The sequence below is a fragment of the Neisseria sp. Marseille-Q1983 genome (assembly GCF_018224585.1).
GTDB lineage: Bacteria > Pseudomonadota > Gammaproteobacteria > Burkholderiales > Neisseriaceae > Neisseria > Neisseria polysaccharea.
Map to the genome: position 1 here is coordinate 1 of NZ_JAGTUI010000086.1, position 2,558 is coordinate 2,558.

Genomic DNA, 2,558 nt, shown 5'->3' on the forward strand with positions numbered 1-2,558 from the left:
CTTCTTCAGGTACTATGAGCCGAACATCGGGCGGTTTGTGAATCAGGATCCGATTAGACTTTCAGGCGGAGATAATCTGTATGCGTTTGCACCGAATGTTCAAGACTGGGTTGACCCGTTGGGGCTAATTAGGAAGGCTAAACTTGGTAGATCTAAAAAATTAAGAATCAGAAAAATAGTAGAAGAAGCTAGAGGGAAAAAAGAAGCTACCCCATTTAAAAATAAAAATCCAGATAGAACAAGGCCTCTTCCTATTGGTGTTTGCTATACGGAACATGATTATGAACCGGAACCTACTAATGCCCAAAGAAAAAATGGTGCAGATAGAGGAAAGAAAAGGATAGTTATTGGTGATAATGGCAAAATTTACTATACCTCTGACCATTATAGAACATTTGTGGAGGTTATATTGTGATGAACAATATTTTCACTATAAACATCAATTTAGGAAGTTTAAAAACATCAAATAGTTTTTTAAAAATCATGAGTAAAGAATTATATTTTCCAGAGTATTTCGGATTTAATTACAATGCACTAGATGAATGTATGCAAGATTTAAGCTGGATACCTGAAAATGAAATAATTATAAATTTTAAACATCTGGATAGGTTAAAAGAGAAAAATAAACCTTTATACGATGTAATATATGATTGCCTCAATATGTATCAAGATTATTGGAAAAAGAATAAATCAAGAAAAAAAGTTATTATAAAATTTTAAATTTATATTTACCGTGTAAGCTCGCCAGCCGCTACGAACTCAATCCACTAGGCCGTCTGAAAAAACAAATCGCCACCCTCAATGAATTGACCGAAGGCGGCAAAGGCAAAACCAAAGTAGCGGCGGGTTATGGCCAAACCGCCGTCAAACGCAGCTACGGCTACGACCGCACCGGCAACCTGACCCGCAGCGCCGACCGGCGGACGGGAACGACGCATTTCGAGTACGACAAACTGGGCAGGATGACCAAAGCGGGGAACGAACGGTTCGCCTTCGACCCCGCGCACAATATCCTTTCAGACGGCCTCGATGCCGTCCCCGACAACCGCCTGAAAACCTACAACGGCACGACCTATTACTACGACCGCTTCGGCAACCTGATCCACCGCGAACTGGCCGACGGAGAAGTGCAGAACTATTTCTACGACCTGCACGACCAACCGGTTAAAGCCGAAATCTTCAAGAAAGACGGCACAAAAGAGACTTGGGCGTACAGCTACGATGCTTTGGGCAGAAGGATAGGCAAAGGCCGTCTGAAAGAGGGAGAAGTTTCAGAAACGTCATTCCCGCATGATTTAAGCGGGAACGGCCTGGAAGAGGAAACCGGATTCGTTTGGGACGGCAGCCGCCTCTTGCAGGAAGTTCATTCGGACGGCAGATATACCTATATCTACACCGATCCGGATTCCTACGAACCATTGGCGCAAGTCCGCAATTGGACAACCGAAGAAGGCGAAAGCAAACAGGAAACCCGCTACTTCCACTGCGACCAAATCGGCATCCCGCGCGAGATGACCGATAAGGACGGTAATTTGCTGTGGTTCGGAGATTATTACGGCTGGGGCAAACTGAAGAGTGAGACGAACATAACGGGAACGGCGCACCAGCCCTTCCGCCTGCAAAACCAGTATGCCGACCGTGAAACAGGACTGCATTACAACTTCTTCAGGTATTACGAGCCGGATGCGGGTCGGTTTGTGAATCAGGATCCAATTGGGCTTTCAGGCGGAGACAATCTATATCAGTTTGCGCCTAATACAAATAAGTGGCTTGATGTCCTAGGTTTAAATAAAAATCTGCCCACACCATATTGGCCTCCTAATAGAGGCGCTTTAGGTGAAGTGAGGAGTATTACACTTCCGGTTGGCACTCTTGTTGATAGGTATGGTTATCCAGGAGGAACATTTGTGTCTCCAGTAGGAACACCATACCCTATGAGAGCCTTACCTCCTGGTTCTAATCAAAAGCCTTATACCATATATAGGGTACTGAAACCAATTGATAATGTAGCTGCAAGTAAAATTATGCCGTGGTTCAGAGAGATTGGATTAGGGACACAGTATGAATTGCCAAAACCTGTTAAATCATATATAAAATCTGGGCATCTAGAAGAGGTGGAAATAGGAAAATGTTAAAAATTAATGAATTGAATTCATACCTTAAAAGTAAAGGAGTACCAGAAGATAGTTACTCAATCAATGAAGTAAATGATGAATCATTATGTATTATTGAAGAAAATAAAAAATGGCATATATTCTATTCTGAAAGAGGATTGAGAACTGAAGAATATTGTTACCAAGATGAACATTTGGCAATTCTATATTTTATAAATCGGTTATCAGAAATGTTAAAATTTTCTTTTGAATGAAAAAAAGCAAACCGTAGCCTGTATGATGTATTGGGCCGACTGATCCATACCCTTGCCCGCGATAACGACAAGGTTCAGGAAACCGCTTACCGATACGACCCGGACGGCAACCTCGTCCGCGCTGCCAACAGCCAAAGCATCACCTGCTTCGACTACAACGGCAACGGCCAAATCATCGCCCAACACCAAT

At 43.0% G+C, this 2,558-nt stretch carries 3 protein-coding genes and 2 pseudogenes; all 5 read left to right on the forward strand.

Annotation, left to right across the window (positions count from 1 at the left end; translation table 11 throughout):
• The coding region (locus KEM39_RS11065) for an RHS repeat-associated core domain-containing protein (protein ID WP_300991107.1) at positions 1 to 415 on the forward strand (415 nt) is incomplete at its 5' end.
• Positions 415 to 720 (forward strand): barstar family protein, encoded by a 306-nt coding sequence (locus tag KEM39_RS11070; protein ID WP_211710045.1) that lies wholly within the window; start codon positions 415 to 417, stop codon positions 718 to 720. The genes KEM39_RS11065 and KEM39_RS11070, both read left to right, overlap by 1 nt.
• Positions 721 to 737: 17 nt before the next feature.
• Positions 738 to 2,135 (forward strand): annotated as a pseudogene (locus KEM39_RS11075) (glycohydrolase toxin TNT-related protein); the annotation flags it as partial.
• Positions 2,129 to 2,368: a hypothetical protein gene (locus KEM39_RS11080; RefSeq protein WP_080566910.1), complete on the forward strand. Its 240-nt coding sequence runs from the start codon at positions 2,129 to 2,131 to the stop codon at positions 2,366 to 2,368. The pseudogene KEM39_RS11075 and the gene KEM39_RS11080, both read left to right, overlap by 7 nt.
• 24 nt (positions 2,369 to 2,392) lie before the next feature.
• Positions 2,393 to 2,558: pseudogene (locus KEM39_RS11085) on the forward strand (RHS repeat protein); the annotation flags it as partial.